The sequence below is a fragment of the Streptomyces sp. NPDC016851 genome, assembly GCF_055562795.1.
The window spans coordinates 123,761-139,497 of sequence record NZ_JBVHEP010000020.1 but is presented as its reverse complement, the minus strand read 5'-3'; the positions used below and the strand labels follow the sequence as shown (position 1 = coordinate 139,497).

General features: G+C 72.0%; 19 protein-coding genes and 2 pseudogenes. 9 read left to right on the top strand and 12 right to left on the bottom strand.

Annotation, left to right across the window (positions count from 1 at the left end; translation table 11 throughout):
- Positions 1-6: 6 nt before the first annotated feature.
- Together ACZ3I3_RS28795 and ACZ3I3_RS28790 are read right to left on the bottom strand one after the other, a co-directional pair.
- Positions 7-687, bottom strand: a complete 681-nt coding sequence (locus tag ACZ3I3_RS28795; RefSeq protein WP_467369843.1) for a lysoplasmalogenase — start codon at positions 685-687, stop codon at positions 7-9.
- Positions 684-1,583 carry a sterol desaturase family protein gene (locus ACZ3I3_RS28790; RefSeq protein WP_467369841.1) on the bottom strand — a complete coding sequence of 300 codons (900 nt, stop codon included), beginning with the start codon at positions 1,581-1,583 and terminating at the stop codon, positions 684-686. Before ACZ3I3_RS28790 ends, ACZ3I3_RS28795 begins: the two co-directional genes overlap by 4 nt.
- Positions 1,584-1,829: 246 nt before the next feature.
- Between ACZ3I3_RS28790 and ACZ3I3_RS28785 the strand changes: the two genes are divergently transcribed.
- The 3 genes from ACZ3I3_RS28785 to ACZ3I3_RS28775 all read left to right on the top strand — a co-directional run bounded on the left by ACZ3I3_RS28785 (position 1,830) and on the right by ACZ3I3_RS28775 (position 4,045).
- The gene (locus ACZ3I3_RS28785; RefSeq protein ID WP_467369839.1) at positions 1,830-2,828 is read left to right on the top strand and encodes a DEDDh family exonuclease; all 999 of its coding nucleotides are present in this window, start codon (positions 1,830-1,832) and stop codon (positions 2,826-2,828) included.
- A gap of 136 nt (positions 2,829-2,964) precedes the next feature.
- Entirely contained in the window at positions 2,965-3,198 is a 234-nt protein-coding gene (locus ACZ3I3_RS28780; RefSeq protein ID WP_082319948.1) for a hypothetical protein, read from the top strand.
- 49 nt (positions 3,199-3,247) lie between these two features.
- Positions 3,248-4,045: an SURF1 family cytochrome oxidase biogenesis protein gene (locus ACZ3I3_RS28775; protein WP_467369837.1), complete on the top strand. Its 798-nt coding sequence runs from the start codon at positions 3,248-3,250 to the stop codon at positions 4,043-4,045.
- 25 nt (positions 4,046-4,070) lie between these two features.
- Here the strand turns inward: ACZ3I3_RS28775 and ACZ3I3_RS28770 are convergent, their stop codons facing one another.
- On the bottom strand, positions 4,071-4,196 hold the full coding sequence (locus tag ACZ3I3_RS28770) for a hypothetical protein (RefSeq protein WP_467369913.1): 126 nt from the start codon (positions 4,194-4,196) through the stop codon (positions 4,071-4,073).
- Positions 4,197-4,262: 66 nt separating this feature from the next.
- On the opposite strand from ACZ3I3_RS28770, the pseudogene ACZ3I3_RS28765 reads away from it, so the two are divergent.
- The 4 genes and pseudogenes from ACZ3I3_RS28765 to ACZ3I3_RS28750 all read left to right on the top strand — a co-directional run.
- Positions 4,263-4,394: pseudogene (locus ACZ3I3_RS28765) on the top strand (sigma factor-like helix-turn-helix DNA-binding protein); the annotation flags it as partial.
- 28 nt (positions 4,395-4,422) lie between these two features.
- Positions 4,423-4,658 (top strand): annotated as a pseudogene (locus ACZ3I3_RS28760) (hypothetical protein).
- A gap of 33 nt (positions 4,659-4,691) precedes the next feature.
- Positions 4,692-6,485, top strand: a complete 1,794-nt coding sequence (locus ACZ3I3_RS28755) for a glycoside hydrolase family 15 protein (RefSeq protein ID WP_467369835.1) — start codon at positions 4,692-4,694, stop codon at positions 6,483-6,485.
- Positions 6,486-6,490: 5 nt separating this feature from the next.
- On the top strand, positions 6,491-7,246 hold the full coding sequence (locus ACZ3I3_RS28750) for an SDR family oxidoreductase (protein ID WP_467369833.1): 756 nt from the start codon (positions 6,491-6,493) through the stop codon (positions 7,244-7,246).
- A 63-nt stretch (positions 7,247-7,309) separates the two neighbouring features.
- On the opposite strand, the gene amaP is transcribed toward ACZ3I3_RS28750, so the two are convergent.
- The 5 genes from amaP to ACZ3I3_RS28725 are packed head-to-tail and all read right to left on the bottom strand — an operon-like array spanning position 7,310 to position 9,676.
- Positions 7,310-7,888 (bottom strand): alkaline shock response membrane anchor protein AmaP, encoded by a 579-nt coding sequence (gene amaP, locus ACZ3I3_RS28745; RefSeq protein ID WP_467369831.1) that lies wholly within the window; start codon positions 7,886-7,888, stop codon positions 7,310-7,312.
- Between the two features lie 5 nt (positions 7,889-7,893).
- Positions 7,894-8,595, bottom strand: a complete 702-nt coding sequence (locus ACZ3I3_RS28740; protein WP_467369829.1) for a DUF6286 domain-containing protein — start codon at positions 8,593-8,595, stop codon at positions 7,894-7,896.
- Positions 8,592-8,975 carry a hypothetical protein gene (locus tag ACZ3I3_RS28735; RefSeq protein ID WP_467369827.1) on the bottom strand — a complete coding sequence of 128 codons (384 nt, stop codon included), beginning with the start codon at positions 8,973-8,975 and terminating at the stop codon, positions 8,592-8,594. The genes ACZ3I3_RS28740 and ACZ3I3_RS28735 overlap by 4 nt, the downstream gene beginning before the upstream one ends.
- A complete protein-coding gene (locus ACZ3I3_RS28730; RefSeq protein ID WP_467369825.1) occupies positions 8,972-9,154 on the bottom strand; it encodes a hypothetical protein in 183 nt (60 codons plus the stop codon). Before ACZ3I3_RS28730 ends, ACZ3I3_RS28735 begins: the two co-directional genes overlap by 4 nt.
- Before the next feature lie 48 nt (positions 9,155-9,202).
- Positions 9,203-9,676: an Asp23/Gls24 family envelope stress response protein gene (locus tag ACZ3I3_RS28725; protein ID WP_467369823.1), complete on the bottom strand. Its 474-nt coding sequence runs from the start codon at positions 9,674-9,676 to the stop codon at positions 9,203-9,205.
- 87 nt (positions 9,677-9,763) lie between these two features.
- On the opposite strand from ACZ3I3_RS28725, the gene ACZ3I3_RS28720 reads away from it, so the two are divergent.
- Positions 9,764-10,480 carry a nucleopolyhedrovirus P10 family protein gene (locus ACZ3I3_RS28720; protein ID WP_467369821.1) on the top strand — a complete coding sequence of 239 codons (717 nt, stop codon included), beginning with the start codon at positions 9,764-9,766 and terminating at the stop codon, positions 10,478-10,480.
- 63 nt (positions 10,481-10,543) lie between these two features.
- On the opposite strand, the gene ACZ3I3_RS28715 is transcribed toward ACZ3I3_RS28720, so the two are convergent.
- From ACZ3I3_RS28715 to ACZ3I3_RS28705, 3 genes are all read right to left on the bottom strand, one after another.
- A complete protein-coding gene (locus ACZ3I3_RS28715; protein WP_467369820.1) occupies positions 10,544-11,347 on the bottom strand; it encodes an enoyl-CoA hydratase/isomerase family protein in 804 nt (267 codons plus the stop codon).
- A gap of 107 nt (positions 11,348-11,454) precedes the next feature.
- The gene (locus ACZ3I3_RS28710; RefSeq protein WP_010037790.1) at positions 11,455-11,673 is read right to left on the bottom strand and encodes a helix-turn-helix domain-containing protein; all 219 of its coding nucleotides are present in this window, start codon (positions 11,671-11,673) and stop codon (positions 11,455-11,457) included.
- A 352-nt stretch (positions 11,674-12,025) separates the two neighbouring features.
- On the bottom strand, positions 12,026-13,624 hold the full coding sequence (locus ACZ3I3_RS28705; protein ID WP_467369818.1) for an ABC-F family ATP-binding cassette domain-containing protein: 1,599 nt from the start codon (positions 13,622-13,624) through the stop codon (positions 12,026-12,028).
- Positions 13,625-13,871: 247 nt separating this feature from the next.
- Here ACZ3I3_RS28705 and ACZ3I3_RS28700 point away from each other — a divergent pair, with 247 nt between their 5' ends.
- On the top strand, positions 13,872-14,285 hold the full coding sequence (locus tag ACZ3I3_RS28700) for a VOC family protein (protein ID WP_467369816.1): 414 nt from the start codon (positions 13,872-13,874) through the stop codon (positions 14,283-14,285).
- Between the two features lie 22 nt (positions 14,286-14,307).
- Here the strand turns inward: ACZ3I3_RS28700 and ACZ3I3_RS28695 are convergent, their stop codons facing one another.
- Positions 14,308-15,708 (bottom strand): hypothetical protein, encoded by a 1,401-nt coding sequence (locus ACZ3I3_RS28695; RefSeq protein WP_467369814.1) that lies wholly within the window; start codon positions 15,706-15,708, stop codon positions 14,308-14,310.
- Positions 15,709-15,737: the final 29 nt, after the last annotated feature.

Genomic DNA, 15,737 nt, shown 5'->3' with positions numbered 1-15,737 from the left:
TGAGCCTCAGACGGCGCGCATCTCTCCGTACGTCGCGGCCGGTGCCCTGCGCGCGTTGAGTGCTTCGAGCGTGCCGCCGGTCAGCAGGGCCTGGGCGGCGACGTACGTGAGCATGATCCAGAAGTCCGGTCCGGGCGGCTGCGGCCAGTCGGCGACGCCGGTCGCGATGAGCGTGTCGGACAGCAGGAAGAGCGCGCCTCCGAGTCCGGTGAAGAGGCCGAGCCGGAGGGCGGCGCGGTACGCCATGGCCGTGAGCAGGAGGCTGTACCCGGCGACGGGCAGGCGCAGATGCGCGGGCAGGTCCGGCCACAGCAGCGCGAGCGTCGTGACGAGGGCGGTGGCGTAGCCCAGGGCGAGGAGGGCCGCACGCGCGCGTGGGACCGCGTACCGGCTGCCGTGCCGTGCGAAGAGGACGAGGTAGCAGACGTGCCCCGCCGCGAAGCAGCCCATGCCGGCGAGGAAGGCCGGCTCGGCGTCGGACAGCAGCAGCACGTCCCCGCCCCAGCCGAACAGCAGGGCGGCCACGAGCGGCCGGGGCGCCCGGCGCAGGACGGCCCAGAGCGCCAGGAGCGGCATCAGCAGCGGCTTGGCGACGGCGTGCCCGGCGTCGAAGCCGGCCGCGAGACAGGCGAGGTCGACGACGGCGGCGAGACCGAAGGCGCCGAGGAGGAGGCGGGAGTGGCTCACGCCGAGGCGCTCTCGGTAGTCGTACTCTCGGCAGTCGTACTGGTTGTGGACACCGGCGCCGCGGCCGGCGCGGGGCCCCACCCCGGCCCCCGGAACACGCGCCCCGCGCGCTCACGCCAGTCGCGCGCCGCCTTCAGGTCCTTCGCGATGGACACGTACTCGTGGGTCGCCACCTTCAGCGGGTTGTACGTGTCGATGTTCTTGGTCAGTCCGTACACGGGCCGCACGGTCTCGGCGACGAAGGATCCGAACAGCCGGTCCCAGACGATGAGGATGCCGCCGAAGTTGCGGTCGAGGTAACCGCCCTGGGAGGCGTGGTGGACCCGGTGGTGCGACGGGGTGTTGAAGACGAACTCGAACCAGCGGGGCATCTTGTCGATCCGCTCGGTGTGGATCCAGAACTGGTACACGAGGTTCGCGGAGGAGCAGAACGCCAGCGCGGCCGGGTGGACTCCGGCGGCGATGAGAGGGACGTAGAACGGCCACACCGTCAGGGACGTCCAGGGCTGGCGCAGCGCGGTGGTGAGGTTGAACTTCCGGCTGGAGTGGTGGACGACGTGGCAGGCCCACAGGATGCGGATGACGTGGTGGCCGCGGTGGGACCAGTAGTAGAAGAAGTCCTGCGCGAGCAGCATCAGCGGGACGGTCCACCACAGGACGGGCACGCGCAGGGGCGTGAGTTCGTAGAGGGCCGTGTAGACGGCGACGATCGGGATCTTCCAGACGAAGTCGAAGACGAGGCTGCCGAGCCCCATGCCGACGCTCGTCGCGGCGTCCTTCGCCTCGTAGCCCGCCGCGTCCTCGTCGGGGTGGAGGCGGTAGCTGACCACCTCGACCACGGTGAGCAGCACAAATGCGGGTATCGACCACAGCACGACATCGGGCAGGTTCGGCATGCCTGAACCGTAGGGCGGCCGTCCCGTCCCGGCCAGACGTTGTTACCGACAAGTATTACCGACGGTACGCGCTTGCTTCTTGGCGATCTCCACCAAAGGATGCGGAACGACGGCTCCTGAGCCTCGGTCAGACGTACGCCTCACGAACGGACAGACCGGACAAGGCGCCTGAGGGGGTATCGGACGGGCGGAGCTCGCGCACCTGGCGGACGGCGGTGTCAGTCGCGGCCCGTATCCTCAGTGACCATGCTGGAAGACCTGACGACCGCAGCGTTCTCTCCCACGGCGTGGCCGGCCGCGTATCCCAAGGGGTACGCGGTCGTTGACGTGGAGACCACGGGCCTCGCCCGGGACGACCGCATCATCTCGGCGGCCGTCTACCGGCTGGACGCGCGCGGCGAGGTCGAGGACCACTGGTACACGACGGTCAACCCGGAGCGCGACCCGGGCCCCGTGTGGATCCACGGACTGACGAGCGAGGCGCTCGAGGGCGCGCCCCTCTTCCACGACATCGCCGAGGAGTTCACGGCCCGGCTCGAGGGGCGGGTGCTCGTCGCGCACAACGCCGTCTTCGACTGGCAGATGATCGCCCGGGAGTACGCGCGCGCGAAGTGCGAGGCGCCGGTGCGGCAGCGGCTGTGCACCATCGCGCTCTCCAAGGAACTGGGGCTTCCCTTGCCCAACCACAAGCTGGAGTCGCTCGCCGCGCACTTCGGCGTCGTCCAGCGGCAGGCGCACCACGCGCTGGACGACGCGCGCGTGCTGGCGGAGGCGTTCCGCCCCAGCCTCAGGGCCGCGGCGGCGAGCGGCGTACGGCTGCCGCTGCACGAGTGCCGGCCGCTGACGGAGTGGTCGGACCGCCCCGCCACACCCCGCATCGGGCAGCAGGCGGGACCGCGCGGCTACGGCGGCTACCGCCAGAGCAGTTGGCGCCCCTCCCGGAAGCGCCCCGCCTGCCCGTACCCCAACCCGGGGCGCTACGAGGCGGGCGGGCGGCTCAAGCAGGGCATGCGGGTCGCCTTCTCTGGCGACACCTCGACCGAGCGGGAGCTGCTGGAGGACCGGGCGACCGAGGCCGGGCTGCATGTGGCCACCAGTCTGTCCCGGCTGACCAGCCTGCTCGTCACGAACGACCCGGACTCGGGCACGTCCAAGGTGGTCAAGGCCCGGCAGTTCGGCACGCCGATCGTGGACGAGGCGGCGTTCGGGCAACTCCTCGCGGATGTGGAGCCGGCGGAGGGGTGACCTTACGCGGAGCGGTGCCGCCGGGGCGACCGTAGGCGGAGCGGTGTCGCAGGGCGACCGTACGGACGGGTGATTGGCGGGCGACTCGCCCGGCGGCCGCTCGCCCCGGCCGGGGCGACGGCTCACCCTGTGGCGCATGGCGACCTGTGAGGTATGTGGCAATCAGTACGGAATGACCTTCGAGGTGCACGCACAGGGGGCGGTGCACGTCTTCGACTGCTTCGCCTGCGCGATCCACCGCATGGCCCCCATCTGCGAGCACTGCAGGGTACAGATCATCGGCCAGGGCGTCGAGGTCGAGGGCCACTGGTTCTGCGGAGCCCACTGCGCCCGCGCGGAGGGAAAGGTGGGAATTGTCGACAAGGTCTGAACCCGTACCCGCCTGAGAACACCCCACGACCGAGTTGTACGGTCGTGGGGTGTACCGCTTCCTGATGTCCCGGCAGTGGGTGATCCTGACGCTGATCGCCCTGCTTCTCATCCCCACGATGATCAGGCTGGGCATCTGGCAGATGCATCGCTACGAGGAGCGCACCGCCCGGAACCAGCTGGTCACCGACGCGCTGGCGGCCGAGCCGGTGCCCGTGGAGAAGCTCACCGCGCCCGGGCACACCGTCACCAGCACCGAGCGGTACCGGACCGTGACCGCGAAGGGCCGCTTCGACACGGAGGACGAGGTCGTCGTCCGCCGCCGCACCAACTCCGACGACGAGGTCGGCTACCACGTGCTGACCCCGTTCGTCCTCGACGACGGCAAGGTCCTGCTGGTCAACCGGGGCTGGATCCCCTCGGACGGCCCGAGCCAGACCACGTTCCCGAAGGTCCCCGCACCGCCGGGCGGCGAGGTGACCGTCAAGGGGCGGCTGATGCCGAGTGAGACGACCGCGGCGAGCGGGATCAAGGACCTCAAGGGCCTGCCGGACCGGCAGATCATGCTGATCAACAGCGAGCAGGAGGCCCGGCGCCTGGACGCGCAGGTGCTCGGCGGCTACATCGCGCAGACGGCGCCCGAGCCCAAGGGCGACACCCCCGAGCTGCTCGGCGACCCCGGCAAGGAGGACGCGGCGCTGAACTACGCGTACGCCATCCAGTGGTGGCTGTTCTCCGCCGCCGTCCCGGTGGGCTGGGTGGTCCTGGCCCGCCGCGAGGCCCGTGACCGGGCGCAGGCGGCCGCCCGGGAAGCCGACGCGAGTGAGACGGAGCCGGCGGCGGTGTGACCTCCGCCGGCCTCCCCCGGCCGCGTCAGCAGCAGCGCCCCTGCCAGCACTCCTCCCGGTGCGACCGGTTCAGTTCCTCCATCAGTTCCCGCACGTACCAGAGCACCGCCCGTGCCCAGCGCACCGCCTGTGCCCAGCGCACCGCCCTCACGTCCGGGCTCCGCCAGCAGCGCGCGCGGTACGCCGACGCCCTCGACGCCGGTCAGGTCCTGCCGCCCGCCAGGCGCTGGTGCTGCGGCACTGGCTCGGTCTCAAGGAGAGCGAGATAGCCGCCATGGGCATATCCGGCGGTTCGGTCAAGACGCACACGGCGCGCGGCATCGCCGCCCTGACCCAGGCGATGGAGGCAGGAGGAACTCCGCGAGGCGCTTCGGGTCCTGGCGGGCGGAGTGCTCCCCGACCCCGACGCGTACCGCACGGCACGCGGTGAATGGCTGCGGCGCGAGCGCCGGCGGCGGCTCGTGCTCGCCGTGCTGATCGCCGTCGTCTTCACGCCGGCCACCCTGATCGGCCTGTGGGTGCTCAGCCAGGCCCCGTCGGACCCGGGGTGATCTTCTCGGGCACGGGCGCCCCCGTCGCCGACGGCACGTCACTCCCCCGGCCCTCGCCCTGATTGCCGCGCCGACTTGCCGGGAACCCGCACTCCGTGGACCCGAGCATCGAGGACTACGCCCTCATCGGCGATGAACAGACCGCCGCACTGGTCGGCACGGACGGATCCGTGGACTGGCTCTGCCTGCCCCGCTTCGACTCGGCCGCCTGCTTCGCCAAGCTGCTCGGCGACGAGGACAACGGCTACTGGCGCATCGCCCCCGTGGGGGCTGACCGGTGCACCCGGCGCGCCTACCGCCGCGACACCCTCGTCCTGGACACCGAGTGGGAGACCGAGCGGGGGACGGTCCGCGTCACCGACCTGATGCCGCAGCGCGACCAGGCCCCCGACCTCGTACGCGTCGTCGAGTGCCTGGACGGCGAGGTGACGCTGCACAGCGTCCTCAAGCTGCGCTTCGACTACGGCTCGATCATCCCCTGGGTACGCCGGTCCGACGGCCACCGCGTCGCCGTCGCCGGACCCGACTCGACCTGGCTTCGCAGCGAACCGGAGGTGCGCAGCTGGGGCGAGGACTTCGGAACGCACGCGGAGTTCACGGTCCGCAAGGGCGAGAAGGTCGCGTTCGTCCTCACCTGGCACCCCTCCCACGAGGAACGCCCCCCGCTCGTCGACCCGTACGAGTCGCTGCGCCACAGCGTCGAGGACTGGCAGGCCTGGGCGGCGCGCTGCCGCTACGACGGACCGTACCGGGACGCCGTCGTCCGCTCCCTGATCACCCTCAAGGCGCTCACCTACGCCCCCACCGGCGGCATCGTCGCCGCCGCCACGACCTCACTGCCCGAGGAACCGGGCGGGGTGCGCAACTGGGACTACCGCTACTGCTGGCTGCGCGACTCCACCCTCACCCTGGGCGCGCTGCTGGCGGCGGGCTACCAGGAGGAGGCGGAGGCCTGGCGGAACTGGCTGCTGCGCGCGGTCGCCGGTGACCCGGCGGACCTCCAGATCATGTACGGCGTGGCGGGCGAGCGACGACTGCCCGAGTTCGAACTGCCGTGGCTTTCCGGCTTCGCCGGGTCCGCGCCCGTACGCGTCGGCAACGACGCCGTGAAACAGCTCCAGCTGGACGTCTACGGCGAGGTCATGGACTCCCTGTCGCTGGCCCGTGAATCGGGCCTGTCCGCCCAGCCGGACGTGTGGGCGCTGCAGACGGCGATGATGGACTTCCTGCGCGTCCACTGGCGGCAGCCGGACGAGGGGCTGTGGGAGGTGCGCGGCGGCCGCCGCCAGTTCGTGCACTCGAAGGTGATGGTGTGGGTCGCCGCCGACCGTGCCGTACGCACCCTGGAGCGCCATCCGGAACTGGACGGCGACCTGGACGGCTGGCGCGCGCTGCGCGAGGAGGTGCACCGCGAGGTGTGCGAGAAGGGCTACGACCCCGGACGCAACACCTTCACGCAGTCGTACGGCTCGCGCGAACTGGACGCCGCTCTGCTGCTCATCCCGCGCGTCGGCTTCCTGCCGCCCGACGATCCCCGGGTGATCGGCACCATCGACGCGGTGCGCAAGGAGCTGGACCACGGCGGCTTCCTGCGCCGCTACAGCACCACCGACTCGGACCAGACGGAGATCGACGGACTGCCCGGCTCCGAGGGCACCTTCCTGGTGTGCTCGTTCTGGCTCGCGGACGCCCTGCACATGACGGGCCGTACGAAGGAGGCCCGGGAACTGTTCGAGCGGCTGGCGGGACTCGCCAACGACGTAGGCCTGCTGTCCGAGGAGTTCGACCCGGTGACCGGCCGGCAGCTCGGCAACGTCCCGCAGGCGTTCAGCCACATCGGCCTGGTGAACACCGCCCTCGCCCTGTTCGGGGCGGAGGGGGCAGGATAGGGACCATGGATCTTGGACTGAAGGACCGGGTGTACGTCGTCACCGGGGCCACGCGCGGCCTTGGCAACGCCACCGCGCGCGAGCTCGTCGCGGACGGGGCGAAGGTGGTCGTCTCGGGGCGGGACGAGAAGAGCGTCGCCGACGCGGCGGCCGCGCTGGGCCCGAACGCGGTCGGGGTGGCCGTCGACAACGCCGACCCCGACGCGCCGGCCATGCTGATCGGGGCCGCGCGGGAGCACTTCGGCCGCTTCAACGGTGTCCTCGTCAGCGTGGGCGGGCCGCCGGCCGGGTTCGTCTCCGACAACACGGACGAGCAGTGGCAGGCGGCGTTCGAGTCGGTGTTCCTGGGTGCGGTGCGACTGGCGCGCGCCGCGTCGGCCGAGTTGGAGGCCGGGGGTGTCATCGGGTTCGTGCTGTCCGGGTCGGTGTACGAGCCGATTCCCGGGCTGACGATCTCGAACGGGCTGCGGCCGGGGCTGGCCGGGTTCGCCAAGTCGCTGTCCGACGAACTGGGGCCGCGGGGGATTCGCGTGGTCGGTGTGCTGCCCGGGCGCATCGACACGGACCGCGTGCGTGAGCTGGACGCGTTGTCGGCGGATCCCGAAGCGACCAGGGCGGCGGCGGAGTCGCGTATTCCGTTGCGGCGGTACGGGAAGCCCGAAGAGTTCGGGCGCGCAGCCGCGTTCTTGTTGTCGCCGGCTGCTTCCTATCTGACCGGGGTCATGGTGCCGGTGGATGGCGGAGCGCGGCACGGGTTCTGAGCGCCGTTCTCGTCTGCGGCTTCGTGAGGGCTCGGCGCGCGGTTCCCCGCGCCCCTGAGTACGTCAACTCACTCTCTCTGCACGGTGCCGGACGCCTCTCAGCCGCACCTCCGCCGGCAGTGACGCGAGGCCCGTCGATGTTCTGGCGTGGGTCAGGGCTCCGGTCGTCAGGTCGTGCAGGGCCGTGCCCGGGTCCACGTTCGGTTCCAGGGCGAGCCGTACGCGGGCCTCGGGAGCGCTGCGGCGGCCCCTCAGGTGGGCGTGGGCCCGGTCGACGCCGTCGATCCGGGTCGCCTCCTCGGTGAGGGCGTTCTCCAGGGCCCGGCCGCGCAGCAGGGCGCCCTCGCCGTCGCCGGTGTCCACGAGGACCTCGGCGAGGCGGCGCCGGCGCAGTACCGCGACCAGCCACCACAGGGCGAGCAGCATCAGCACGGCGAGGACGGCGATGACGACCGGCCACCACCAGCCGTCGTCCCGCCAGCGGGTGCGTTCGGCGTCGCTCAGCAGCACGTCGTGACGGCTGTGGTGGATCCACCAGGAGGGTGCCGGAGCGCCGAGGCCGACGGCCAGCACGGAGCCGCCCAGCACCAGCAGGACGAGGCCGACGAGCCCCAGGAACACGCGGTTGACGACCCTGAGCATCGCGGTCACTCCTTCCGGCCGGGCCGCCGGACGCGCACCGACAGCGCGGGCGGCCGGGAGAGTCCCAGTCCGCGGATCGCTTCGGTGAGCACGGCGTCCAAGTCGGTTCGTACCTCGTCCAGTTCACGGAAGTGGGACACGGCGCGGGCCTTCGCCCGCCTGCGGCGCACCCGCACGTGTGCCGACTGCACGCCGGCCACCTCCATGGCCCGGTCGCGCAACGCGCTCGCGGCGGCGTCCCGGTCCAGTCCGGCGCGTACGTCGGGGTGCGTCCGCCGCATCGGGAGCACGTGCCGCAGGCCGGGCGTGGCGGCCAGGGCCAGCAGCCAGAGCCCGAGAACGGCGGCGACCCCGGCCCCGACGAGCACCCAGGTGTCGTCGAGCGGCCGTTCGGCGAGCTGGCGGGCCAGCTCCCGGCGCCAGCTCATCACGGGCCGGTCGGCGCGCACGGAGGCGATGTCGTAGAGGAACAGTCCGGCGAGTCCCAGGAGCAGCAGCGCGACGATGCCCGCCGGGACGCGGCGTGCCGACCAGAAGCGGCCTTCGCGGCCGCCCTCGCTCTCGCTCTCGGGTACGGGCGGCGTTCCGTCCCCGGCCGCCTGTGCGGACCGGTCGGGTCCGGTGCCGGTCTCCGGCTTCTGGAGGACGGGCAGCCGCTGGGTGGTGCCCTCGGGCTCGGGCGGTTCGGTGCCCCGGGGTTCGCTCATCGCGTCCTCCCCTGTACCGCGCCGGGCCCGGCGGCCAGGTGCAGCCGCTCCACCTGGACGACGACCTCCGGCACCTGCATTCCCACCAGGGCGCCTACCCGTTCGACGACCCGGCGACGCACCTGGCCGCAGCGCGCGCCGACGTCGCAGGGGTAGTCGAGTTCGACGTGGACCCGGACATGCGCGACCTCGTGGCGGACGACGACGGTGGCGGACGGACGGTCGGCGTCGGGGGGCAGCGTTCCGACGGCTTCGAGGGCCGCCTGCGAGGCGATCTTCGCGACGACCCGGTCGGCGATCCGGGTGGCGCCCCGCTCCCCCGGCGGGACGACGGTCAGGGGTCTTTCGAGCTCACCGGCCCCCGCGCTCACGGCCGTCACCGCCGCCGTTCACGGGGACGGAAGAAGTCGCCGAAGTCCATGTCCCCCTCCAGGAACCGGCCGACGACGAAGCCGACGGCGCCCAGCGCCGCCACCAGCAGGAAGGCACCGAACCCGCCGAAATAACCGGCGAATGCCAGTGCCATGCCGGCGATCATGCCGACGACGGCCATGTTCATGCTGCGCTCCTCAGCTCCTCGGTCGCTGCGCTCTGCGGGGCGGGTGGCTCACTGGATCCGGCGCTCCGGTTCCTCTTCCTCCTCGTCCGGCAGCTTCACGTCGCTCACCGCGATGTTGACCTCGACGACCTCGAGGCCCGTCATCCGCTCGACGGCGGTGATGACGTTCTCCCGTACGTCCCGGGCCACATCGGCGATCGCCACGCCGTAGACGACCACGATCTCCAGGTCGAGGGCGGCCTGCACCTCGCCGACCTCGGCCTTCACTCCGCGCGTCACCGACTTCGCGCCGCCCGGCACGCGGTCGCGCACGGCTCCGAAGGTGCGGGACAGGCCGCTGCCCATGGCGTGCACGCCGTCGACATCGCGTGCGGCCAGTCCGGCGATCTTCTCCACGACGCCGTCCGCGATGGTCGTCCGCCCCCGGGATCCGGGGTCTCCTCCGCCGCGCTTGGTCAGCGGACTCCTGCGCCCCGTCGATGTCTCGGTCTCCCCGCCCCGGTTCTCGGTCATGTCAGTCATCGCCGTATGTCCTTTTCGGTTGTCGTCCTTCGACCACCGTAAGCACGGTTGCGTGGATACGCGCCTTTGATGCGGCAGGCTGGAGGAATGACGGCCGACCGGTGGACGCAGGCAGTGAGACATCAGCTGGGCCTCGGCAGGCTGCTGCCGCTGGGTGATGCGCGCGATGGCGCGTGGATCGCCGAGCGGGCGGCCGAGGCGGTGTTGCGGCGCGCGGCGGGGGACGCTCCGGGCGTGCGCCTCGACACGCTCCGCGTCGCGCTCGCCGATCCGGCGGAGACCGGGAGTTCTGCCGTGCCGGCCCCGCCGAGCGGTCTGCCGCCCGGGCCGCTGCGGGTGACGGCGGAGTTCGCGGCCACGGCCTCGCAGCCGCTGCCGACGACGGCGTCCCTGCTGCGGGCGACGCTGGCGACGGCCGCGACACAGCGGCTCGGTCTGACGGTGACGGAGGTGGATCTGCGCGTGACGGGCCTGCTGAGCGAGGAGACGGAGCCGGCCGGACCCGCCGCGCCGCTCCCCGAGCCGCCGCACGCCGCCGAGGCCGGGGGCGACGACGAGAGACGTGTCGCCGCCGCCGCGCTCAAGGTCCCGGGCGTACTCCGGCTGACCGGCGCGCTGGGTCACCCCGTGCACATCGAGGAACTCCCGGGCGACACCGCCCTGCCGCACCGCCACGTCCGACTGGAACTCGCGGTGCGGGAGGACCATCGTGCCCGGGACGTGGCCCGCGAGGTCCGCACGGCGGTACGGGCGACACTGCAGGACCACCCGACGGTGGCGGTCCTGGTGAGCGGGATCGGCTGAGCGAGCGTCACCCGGCGGCAACTCCCCCGGGGGACGCCCGTGATCCGGCGTGATCCGGCCGGCTCAGTCCCCGATGCCCGCGAGGTCCCGGAGGCGGCGGGCCTGGGACTGGCGTTCCGCGGTGCGCTGGTCCTCGTAGGTGCGGTCCTGGGCGCCGCGCAGCAGTGCCTTGGTCTCGACGACCGCGTCACGGGGCGCGCCGAGCACGGCCGACACGAGGTCGCGGACCGTGTCGTCGAGTTGGCCGACGGGCACGGCCACGTTGGCCAGCCCGGTGCTCACGGCCTCGTCGGCCGTCACGAAGCGCCCGGTCACGCAGATCTCCAGCGCGCGGGCGTATCCGACGAGTCCCACCAGCGGGTGCGTGCCCGTCAGGTCGGGCACGAGCCCGAGGCTGGTCTCGCGCATGGCGAACTGCACGTCGTCGGCGACGACGCGCAGATCGCAGGCGAGGGCGAGCTGGAAGCCCGCCCCGATGGCATGCCCCTGGACGGCGGCGACAGAGACGATGTCGCTGCGCCGCCACCAGGTGAACGCCTCCTGGTACTCGGCGATGGTCGCGTCCAGCTCGGCGTCACTGCCACGCGCGAGGTCGATGAACGACGGTTCCCCGTCGAAGCCCTCGGGCGTGAACGCCTGCCGGTCGAGACCGGCCGAGAAGGACTTGCCCTCGGCCCGCAGCACCACGACGCGGACGGAGCCCGGCAGCTGCCGCCCGGCCTCGGTCAGCGCCCGCCACAGAGCGGGGCTCTGCGCGTTGCGCTTGGCCGGATTGGTCAGCGTCACCGTGGCGATCGCGTCGTCGACGGTGAGCCGTACGCCGTCCTTGTCGAGTACGGGAACGAGGTCCTTGTCGGGCGAAGCCATGGACGCCTCCGAGGTGTGCGGTCAGCTAAGTGACTGCACAGTAACCACCCGGCCGATCAGTCGACCGACCGGGTGGCCACCATCGAAGCCGAAGGGGCCACCCGGGGTCAGGCCGTGGCCTTTTTACCCCGTGTCGCCCCGCCACGCCCTCGCAGCGTGACGCCCGACTCACTGAGCATGCGGTGCACGAAGCCATACGAGCGGCCGGTCTCCTCGGCCAACGCCCGGATGCTCGCACCGGCGTCGTACTTCTTCTTCAGGTCTGCCGCGAGCTTGTCGCGCGCGGCGCCGGTCACCCGGCTGCCCTTCTTCAGAGTCTCGGCCACCCGTGCCTCCTCATGGGAAGTGCGCTCTGGTCTCCTCATGATCACCCCTCCGGGCCCCGATGGCCACCCATTCGGCAAGGTCCGTGAGACAAGGTTGTGACGACGGGAGCGCATCCCCACAAACGGAATGCGGAATTCCGAAGAGTGGTGTCCGTACGCCCGAACGGATTCCCACGGGAAAGGCCAGGTCAGAAAGGCGTCGCGGCCGAGCCCGGAAGAATCGGGGGCTCGGCCGCGAAATCGATGTAGGACACACCTCGGTACGAGGAGATCTCACACAGATGATGGATCACCGCTAGGCCGAATGATCCATACGCCGTTGATCACGCATTCGATCAAACCGCACTGACTCTCAGGCCAGGGCGACGAGGTCCGCGTAGTCGGCACCCCACAGGTCCTCGACGCCGTCGGGCAGCAGGATGATCCGCTCGGGCTGGAGCGCCTCGACGGCGCCCTCGTCGTGCGTGACGAGGACGACCGCGCCCTTGTACGTGCGCAGCGCGCCGAGGATCTCCTCGCGGCTGGCCGGGTCGAGGTTGTTGGTCGGCTCGTCGAGGAGCAGCACGTTCGCCGAGGACACGACCAGGGTGGCGAGCGCCAGGCGGGTCTTCTCGCCGCCGGAGAGGACACCGGCGGGCTTGTCGACGTCGTCGCCGGAGAAGAGGAACGAGCCGAGCGTCTTGCGGACCTCCACCAGGTCCAGGTCGGGGGCGGCGGAGCGCATGTTCTCCAGGACCGTGCGCTCCGGGTCGAGGGTTTCGTGCTCCTGCGCGTAGTAGCCGAGCTTCAGGCCGTGGCCGGGGACGACGGCGCCCGTGTCGGGCTGCTCGACGCCGCCCAGCAGCCGCAGCAGGGTGGTCTTGCCGGCGCCGTTGAGGCCCAGGATGACGACGCGGCTGCCCTTGTCGATGGCCAGGTCGACGTCGGTGAAGATCTCCAGCGAGCCGTACGACTTCGACAGGCCCTCGGCCATCAGCGGGGTCTTGCCGCAGGGCGCGGGCTCCGGGAAGCGCAGCTTGGCGACCTTGTCGGACTTCCGCTCGGCCTCCAGCCCGGCCAGCAGCTTGTCCGCCCGGCGGGCCATGTTCTGCGCCGCGACGGTCTTGGTGGCCTTGGCCCGCATCTTGTCGGCCTGCGAATGCAGCGCGGAGGCCTTCTTCTCGGCGTTCTGCCGCTCGCGCTTGCGGCGCTTCTCGTCGGCCTCGCGCTGCTGCTGGTAGAGCCTCCAGCCCATGTTGTAGACGTCGATCTGGGCGCGGTTGGCGTCCAGATAGAACACCTTGTTGACGACCGTCTCCACCAGGTCGACGTCGTGGGAGATCACGATGAAGCCGCCGCGGTAGGTCTTGAGGTAGTCGCGCAGCCAGATGATCGAGTCGGCGTCGAGGTGGTTCGTGGGCTCGTCGAGCAGCAGCGTGTCCGCGTCGGAGAACAGGATCCGGGCCAGCTCGATACGGCGGCGCTGACCGCCGGAGAGCGTGTGCAGGGGCTGGCCGAGCACCCGGTCGGGCAGGTTGAGCGCGGCGGCGATGGTGGCGGCCTCGGCCTCGGCGGCGTACCCGCCCTTGGTGAGGAACTCCGTCTCCTGGCGCTCGTACTGCTTGAGGGCCTTCTCGCGGGTGGACCCCTGGCCGTTGGCGATGCGCTGTTCGTTGTCGCGCATCTTGCGGATCAGTACGTCGAGGCCGCGCGCGGAGAGGATGCGGTCGCGGGCCAGGATGTCGAGGTCGCCGGTGCGGGGGTCCTGCGGGAGGTAGCCGACCTCGCCGGAGCGGGTGATGGTGCCGCCGGCGGGCACGCCTTCCCCCGCCAGGCACTTGGTGAGAGTGGTCTTCCCCGCGCCGTTGCGGCCGACCAGGCCGATGCGGTCGCCCTTGGCGACGCGGAAGGTGGCGTTTTCGATGAGGACGCGGGCACCGGCGCGCAGCTCGATACCGGAGGCGGAGATCACGGACAGACTCCAGGGCGGATACGGGGGCGGGATGGGCGGCTGAGGACGTTCCCGCCGTCTAATGCGCGAGGAGAAAGGCCATGGGGGACAGTCTAACGGGGCGATGCAACCACTTTTTCTGCGTGCGGGTGTTCGGTTGGTCTCGCCGGGCTCGTCCCGCCGGGTCGTTGTCAGTGGTGGGTGCCAGACTGGGCAGCAGAACCGGATCATCGGATTTCCGGCGACCGAGCACAAGGGAGTGATCGGTATGGCAGGCACGTCCGGCGGGCGTCCGAGCATCTACCCCACGCTGCTGTACGCCGACGCGAAGGCGGCCGTCCGGCAGCTCACGGAGGCCTTCGGTTTCACGGAGCTGTCCGTGTTCGAGGGCGAGGACGGCGCGGTGATGCACGCCGAGCTGGTGCAGGGCAACGGCGCGGTGATGATCGGCAGCAAGGGCACCGGCAGCGTCTTCGACAAGGCGATGAAGGACACGGGCACGACCGGGGTGTACGTCGTCGTGGACGACGTGGACGCGCACCACCGCCGCGCCGTGGATCACGGCGCGGAGATCCTGATGCCCCCGACGGACCAGGACTACGGCTCGCGGGACTACATGGCCCGGGACCTCGAGGGCAACGTGTGGAGTTTCGGGACGTACGCACCGGAGATACCGGGCTGACGGCCCACTCCGGGGCGTCCGGCTAACTGCCTCCGGTGTGCACCTGGAAGGCGGCCCGGCGTACGGCCTTGGCCAGGGCCGGGTCGGGGTGTGCCGCGGCGAGGGCGACCAGGACCTGCACGGTCCGCGGGTGCCCGACGGCGCGCACCTCGTCCAGCAGCATCGGGACGGTCGGCTGCACGGCGGACTCCAGGTGGCGCACGAGCAGCGGCGCCTCACCGTGGTCGGCGACGGCGGCCGCGGTGTCCACCCACAGCCAGGTCGCCTCCTCCCGGGTGAGGACCTCGTGGGCGTCCTCGGGGTCGGTCCCGTCGTGCTCGGCCAGCCACAGCAGCGCGTACGGCCTGAGCGTCGGCTCGTCCAGCACGGCGCGGACGTCCGGCTCGGCGGGGGCGCCGACCACGCGCAGCGCCTCGAAGGCGAGGCCGCGCAGCAGGGCGTCCTCGCCGCGGGCCGCGGCCAGGAGCTCGGTGACGGCGCTGCCGACGGTGCGGGCGGCGAGCCAGGCCCGGTACTCGGCGCGGGCCGCGTTCGGGCGCAGCTGGGCGCAGCCGCGGAGCATGTCCTCGGCCGCCTGCTCGATGTTCCCGGCGGGGCTCTGCGCGGCGACGCAGATCTGCTCCAGCTTGACCCAGACGGCCCAGCTGCCGAGCGGGGTGAGCGTGGCCTGGCCGTCGCCGTAGGTGAGGGCCCCGACGGAGGCGAGGGCGCGCAGGGCCCAGTCCAGGAGCGGGTCGAGGGGGGCGTCGGTGGGCGCCGGTTCGGCCGGCGTCTCGGGCTGCGGGCCGTAGGGGATCTCGCAGCGTGCGGTGCGCAGCTCGGTGACGCGCTGCTCCAGGAGGTCGAGGAGCTGCTCCACGGGGACCGGCCCGGCGGACAGCTGGAGGAAGGAGAGCACCTGCGGCATGGCCGAGACGACCTCGGCGACGGCGGCGGGCTCGTGGTCCTCGGGTTCCGGACAGGCCAGCGACCAGGCGTCGAAGAGGGCGACCCAGCCCCGCAGGACGGCACTGTCGTCGCGGTCCCAGGCGCGCAGCCGCCATCCGGGGCGCGCGCTGTCGCCGTGCACCTCGATGAGACCGGCGAGCCGGGCGGTGTCCCAGTCGGCTCTGACCTGATCCGGAGTCAGACCCAGCTCCTGGGCGGCCCGTTCGGCGGTCGCGGCGGAGAGAGTGGCCTTGCCGTCGGCGGTGGCGCTGCCCCGGCCGGGGCCGAGCTCGGTGTCGGCCCAGCGGGCGACGCGGGCCGCGTCGGCAAGACCTGAGCGTGCCATTCCGGCCAGCTCCGCCGGTGCCGGGGTGCCCTCCGGGGGGCGCGGTGCGGGGCGGCGCGAGCGCCGCTGGTTCATCGCTCTGGGGGCGGCGGCCAGGGGTCGCGGGCGGACGAGTCGAAGCCTGGAGTCGCGCGGGATACGGGACGTCACGGGGGCAGTCTTCCGGTTGACGGTCCGAA